This is a genomic window from Pseudoalteromonas luteoviolacea, from assembly GCF_001696455.1.
GTDB lineage: Bacteria > Pseudomonadota > Gammaproteobacteria > Enterobacterales > Alteromonadaceae > Pseudoalteromonas > Pseudoalteromonas luteoviolacea_C.
Map to the genome: position 1 here is coordinate 268823 of NZ_MAUJ01000008.1, position 6000 is coordinate 274822.

Annotated in this window: 4 protein-coding genes and 1 rRNA gene; all 5 read right to left on the reverse strand. The window is 42.0% G+C overall.

Going from position 1 to position 6000, the window contains the following annotated elements; translation table 11 throughout:
- Positions 1 to 174 precede the first annotated feature (174 nt).
- Entirely contained in the window at positions 175 to 1233 is a 1059-nt protein-coding gene (locus tag A7985_RS20465; RefSeq protein WP_065792315.1) for an OmpA family protein, read from the reverse strand.
- A 105-nt stretch (positions 1234 to 1338) separates the two neighbouring features.
- Positions 1339 to 3117, reverse strand: coding sequence for an ABC transporter ATP-binding protein (locus tag A7985_RS20470; RefSeq protein ID WP_065792316.1), 1779 nt, complete (start codon positions 3115 to 3117; stop codon positions 1339 to 1341).
- Positions 3118 to 3132: 15 nt separating this feature from the next.
- Positions 3133 to 4563, reverse strand: a complete 1431-nt coding sequence (locus A7985_RS20475; protein ID WP_065792317.1) for a protein adenylyltransferase SelO — start codon at positions 4561 to 4563, stop codon at positions 3133 to 3135.
- A gap of 3 nt (positions 4564 to 4566) precedes the next feature.
- Positions 4567 to 5256, reverse strand: coding sequence for a DNA-3-methyladenine glycosylase I (locus A7985_RS20480; protein ID WP_065792318.1), 690 nt, complete (start codon positions 5254 to 5256; stop codon positions 4567 to 4569).
- A gap of 466 nt (positions 5257 to 5722) precedes the next feature.
- A 5S ribosomal RNA gene (rrf, locus tag A7985_RS20485) occupies positions 5723 to 5837 on the reverse strand.
- Positions 5838 to 6000 lie beyond the last annotated feature (163 nt).

Genomic DNA, 6000 nt, shown 5'->3' on the forward strand with positions numbered 1-6000 from the left:
TTTGATTATAAGGACTTTATATTTAGATGAAAATCTTGCAAGTTGGATTGGAAAGAATACTGATTATAAATTTTGTGAATACAATTTATGCGAGGTCTAAAGTTCGATGAATATTATTGTGGTTTTTACATTTGTCGCCGAGCCCGCAAAGCGAGCCCGACACACTATCAAAAATTAACGCTTCACTTTAACACGCTCTACCGAAATCACTTTAGCTTCAACGCGACGATTCGCAGTATGCGCTTCTTGATTATTACGGCTATCCAATAAGCGCTCTTCACCATACCCGACAGTAGATATACGAGATGCATTTATACCCTGTTCAATCAATTGCTTCGCTACCGAATCAGCACGTTTTTTAGAAAGCCACAAGTTGTAATCAGCTTTACCTAAACTAGAGGTATGGCCCTCTAAAACGACTGAAGTCTCTGGGTGTGCATTTAAGAACTCGACAACCGCACTAATATCATTCAGATATTGCTGAGATACTTGTGAATTGTTGTTCGGGAACCTCACTAATAAACTTACAGTCACCTCTTTATCTTCATATAAGCTACAACCCATTGCGTCAACAGCGTCGCTCATCGGTGTATTTGCACAGCGATCATTTTTATCTAGCACACCATCTTTATCGCTGTCTTTAGGTGCTGCAACCACAGTCGGCTGCGGTGCAGGTTGTGGTGCTGGTTCTACTTTTTTAGGGCTACTTTTCGTACCACCAAACATGTAGTTAATACCAAGCTTGGCACCCACATCCGTATAGCCTCTCTCTAATCCTTGATAGATCGCTGTTTCAAAGTTAGCCGCAAAATTATCTGTAAAGTGATGTCGATAACCAACACCCGCATTGGCAAACAAATTACTGTCAAACACATCAATAGATTTCAAACCAGCTAGCGCATAAAATGGTCCACCGTCAAAATGATATAGACCATCAATACCTAAGCGATCGCCATCTACAGAACCACTTCCAGCACCTTCTAGATCAAAGTCCAGATCTGCATACTCAATACGTGCACTCCAATATTTATTGAAGCGATAACCTAACTCAGCACCCCAGCCTGTGGAGTTATCAATGCCCACTCCTCCGTTGCCAACACCTCTGATATTTTCCCAGCTTGCATCGTAATAATCACCGAATACACCTAAGTAAACACCTTCTTCAATTTCACTCGCTTGTAATGAAGACACAGTAGCCATCGCCACAACTATGCTTAGCATCTTAAGTTTCATGTTTATTCCCTCTAAAATTCAGACTTTTTTAATTTGATGCCCACATAATAGTAGTCGATGACTTAATAATTACTTAACACTACATAAGTATTTTTAATTATATTTCTACCCTTGATGGCCGAATAATACTTGATACAAACCATCTTCCTCTACTAAAGTCCGATGATCTCCCGATTGCGTCACCCTGCCATCATCCAATACATAGATTATGTCTGCCTGTCGAATTGCGCTGAGGCGATGCGCAATTATTAACGTAGTTCTACCTTGTAGAAACTGACTGAGGTTCTTATGTATACGCGCTTCAGTTTCAACATCTAATGCTGAGGTAGCTTCATCTAAAATAACGACTTTGGGGTTAGCGGCAACCATTCTCGCAATTGCTAAGCGCTGCTTTTGTCCTCCTGATAATCGAACACCATTGCGACCAACTACAGCTTCTAGTTGCCCTTCCATGTCTTTCACATTACTCGCTAACTCTGCAATTTCTAGTGCATGCCATAGCTGCTCATCAGTACAGTCTCGACCAAGGCTTAAGTTTTCTCGTATCGTCGCATTGAAAAGGATAGGTTGCTGCAATACTGTAACTACGTGCTCCCGTATATGGTCATAGCCGATATCTTCTACAGAAATACCATTCACCATAATTTTGCCCTGCGACTTTTGATATAAGCCCAATAGTAATTGCACCAATGTCGATTTCCCCCCACCTGATACAGCGACTAATGCAACCTTTTTTCCCGCTGGAATAGACATGCTGACATTACTCAGAATCTGCTGACCATCGTTGTAGGCAAAGCTCACACTTTCAAACTCAATACCAACTTGGGGAGCTTCAAAGGCTTGAGTTTTTGATTGCTGGCTACGTGGCTCAGTTTCATAATCTAATACTTGATTGAGACGTTGTAGTGCACCGGATGCACTATAGTAAGAATATTGAATACTTAAAATTTCCTGTACCGGCCCCATCATAAACCAGAGGTAGCCAAAAACAGCAAAGATTTGCCCTACGGTCAATCCAGAAAATACCACCATTAACATTGCTATGGCCCGAAAGATTTCAAACCCTAGTAGGAATACGGTAAAGCTCAATCTATTTACAGCATCTGTTTTCCACTGCGATTGCACAGAATAATATCGAAGATCTTTGGCTGCGCTCATTACATTTTCGAAATAGCCATGCTCTCTACGCATCGCCTTTAACTGTGCAATCGCATCTAATGTCTCAACGAGGGCAGTTTGAAATGCCTCAAATGCGCTGTTTTTCTTTTTGGTTAAATGCTTTACCTGCTTGCCAAATTGCCGTGAAAAATAGATCACAGCAGGGTTAAGCGTGAGAATAATCAGACCTAATGTTAAATCTATCCAAAGCAACACAATAGCAGTACCAATGATGGTCAATAGACCAATCAAGAATCGCGACATAGTTTGGCTAATAAAGCCATCTAACGTCTCAATGTCGGTCACGCATCTTGAGCTAATGGCAGCACCACCTTGCGTCTCAAACTCTCTTAATTGCACACGTGATAGGTGACTCAGAAGGCGAGCTCTGATCTGAAGTGATACATCCTTACCAATAATCGTAAATTGCCGAGATTGAGCAACCCCCAACAACAGCGCACCAATGCGCATGAGCATCACAGCGACCAAGATAGCGAGAATATATCCTGTTGGGCCATGCCAATCAGATGGTAATAACTGATCCATGAACTCTACAGCAATACCTGGTTTTTCCAGCAATACTTCATCGACCAGTAAAGGCATCATTAAAGGAATAGGCACGCTTACTAATGCGGCCAATAATGCAATAAGGTGCGCGAGAACCAAAGGCTTTCTATGTGCTAGCACCTGTCTCTGTATTTCCTTCCAAGTTAATGGTCCCGTCATATATTCTCTCAAAAATTAAGTACCGCAGAATGTTTGATATTGTGTTGTGCCGGATTGAGGCGTGACCCACTTCTTTGGGTAGCTTCTGTATTCATAGGGTGATTTTAATGCTAATAGCCAATCACCTAACTGCTCGCTAGCGCCGTTACGGTAAAAATCACCGATGATTTCTTCTACTAATTCATTACGCGGGATCAAAGCTGGATTCACCTTGTTCATTCTCTCAATCATGGCATCTTCAGAATATTGCTCCGTGCGCGCTGTCCATTGACTTAACCAAGCATCTAGCTCTTCGGACAACGGGTATTGTTCCTGTAGCATATTCATAGTGTGAGCTGTAAGCCCGGCAAACGTATTTGTATAATCTAGTTGGTGCGTTGTCATCAACTCTAACAACTCGTTAATTAAACTTTGATCTTCGTCATTCCAGTCCAGTATACCAAGTTTATCTTGCCATAATCGGCGATACCCTTGGTTAAATGTTTCTGAGAACTCTGCCAAACTTTTTGAAAATCGTTCAATCGCATTTTCTTGATCATCACACAGTAACAGCAATGACTCAGCCAATCTTGCACAATTCCAACTGGCCATATTTGGCTGTTGTCCAAATGCGTACCGCCCTTGCGAGTCAATGGAACTGAAGACACGAGAAAATGAAAAGCCTTCCATCATAGCGCAAGGCCCGTAATCAATTGTCTCTCCGTTGACAAGAGTATTATCTGTATTCATTACTCCATGTATAAAGCCGACTTGTAACCACTTCAACATGAGCGCACACTGCGCTTGGCAAACACGACTAAAGAAAGCAAATACGCGCTCTTCCCCCTGCGAGGTGATATCCTCAAAGCTGTCATTGATACATAGTTCAAGAAGCTCTGACATGCTCTCAGGATCTTGTCTAAGCGCCAATAGTTGAAAAGAACCAACGCGCACATGACTACGCGCAACTCGAGCCACAACTGCGCCAGGAACATGACCTTGACGATATACTGTTTGACCTGTAGATAATACAGCTAAACAATGAGTCGTAGGGACACCTAAGCTATGCATCGCTTGGCTCATAATAAACTCACGAACAGCTGGACCTAATGCACAGAGACCATCGCCCCCACGAGAAAAGGAAGTCGCGCCAGACCCTTTTAACTGGATATCGTACTCTGCCCCTGCTTTTCCTGTAAATGAACCTATCAAGTGCGCACGTCCATCACCAAGCAGAGGGTTAAAATGCCCAAATTGATGTCCTGAGTAAGCTAAGCTCACACTTTCACTTTCAGGCAAAGCAGTTTGGCCAGATAGGTAGTTTAAAACCTCGCTTGATTGCCACTTGAGACCGCTGTCTTCATTCAGCTGTTCATTGATTAACAGCACTTCTGATTTTTCAAATACATTAGGGCTGCTCGGCACAGCAAACTCATTACCTAGTTTATTATAACGAGAATAAAACATACTTTAGACACTCTGAATTGCATTATCGCCAACACTAAATGCGATTATCTGACTAATGGCTGTCATGGACAAACCGCTTGACTCTTGTAGCTCGTTGAAATGTGCTTGCGCCGCTTTCAACGACTTGAGACTTTGTAATCCACCCTCGATCAGCTTATTGGCACGTAAATAAGTCTCTACATCTTTAGTCAGCAAAAAAGTATCCTTACCTAAAGCTCTAAGAGCAAAAGGCCCAGTATTACCACCTAATCGATTGCCCTTCTTTTTAAGCATAAGCCATAAATCGATAATATTACTACTTGGCCAGTGGGCAACCAATTCACTGAATGAGCCATGTTCTTGCTGAACTTCATAAATCATATGGCAATTTATCGCGATACTTTGTACTTTTTTAAAATTGCGAATGATACGCTCATCTTGTGATCTTTGCTCATACATATCAGGGGACATATACAGTAACTTATCTACTGAAAAATCCCAGAATACTTCCCTAAATCCATCCCACTTCGAATTAACAACAGACCAGTAGAAGCCGGACTGAAATATTTTCCGCGTAAACTCTTCTAACCAAACGTCATCGCTATAAGTTGCCAATACCGCCTCTTTCTGCGGTTTATTTAACAAGTTGCGTAGATTAGATTCACCACCTTTACGCTCGCATGCTCTTTCGTATATGTCGTTAAACGGATTCACTTACCCCCCTCAGGTTATTTCCTAATACGCCTCTCGCTTATAATAGTCTCATATATATTGCCCACGGAACACACTGTGGTAGTAGGGGTATTGTTCCAGGTGATTTCAAATTTCAAGTAAAGTTTGAGAGTCGCTCTACGCTAGCCTAATGTATTAAGGAGCAAAAATTGGCGATAAGGAACGCAGTGAGCACGCTTCTTTTGCGCAAGTGTAGTGCAAAGGATTAACGATAATGAGCGCAGCGAATACGTTTGCTTTGCGCAAGGTGAAATAAGCGATTTTAACAACTGATGAGGGATTGGTGATCCATCCATTATGAACGACTTAAAATGATGCCAAGAGAGTCCATCTCAACGTCACTGAAAGTTGCTCTCTTCACCTTGCGCTAAAGTCGCGCTAAAGCACGATTTAGCACCATAAACGTAAAAAACCCGTCGCATTTCTGCAACGGGTTTCTCTAATTGGGCCCTGGCAATGTCCTACTTTCACATGGGAAACCCCACACTATCATCGGCGCTATTTCGTTTCACTACTGAGTTCGGCATGGGATCAGGTGGTTCCAAAATGCTATGTTCACCAGGAAATTCTGTATGCAAGATGTTTATCAACATCTTACTAAAATCTGGAAGCGTAATTAAATTCTTATCGTCTACTTTTATTCTTAACTTCTAACAAATAAAACCACTTTGGCGTTGTATGGTTAAGCCTCACGGGTAATTAGTACGAGTTAGCTCAATGCCTCAC

What these genes read in the sequence shown, in the direction of transcription:
- A7985_RS20475 (WP_065792317.1), bottom strand. Translation starts at nt 4,563, where the DNA reads ATGTTTTATTCTCGTTATAATAAACTAGGTAATGAGTTTGCTGTGCCG.
- A7985_RS20470 (WP_065792316.1), bottom strand. Translation starts at nt 3,117, where the DNA reads ATGACGGGACCATTAACTTGGAAGGAAATACAGAGACAGGTGCTAGCA.
- A7985_RS20465 (WP_065792315.1), bottom strand. Translation starts at nt 1,233, where the DNA reads ATGAAACTTAAGATGCTAAGCATAGTTGTGGCGATGGCTACTGTGTCT.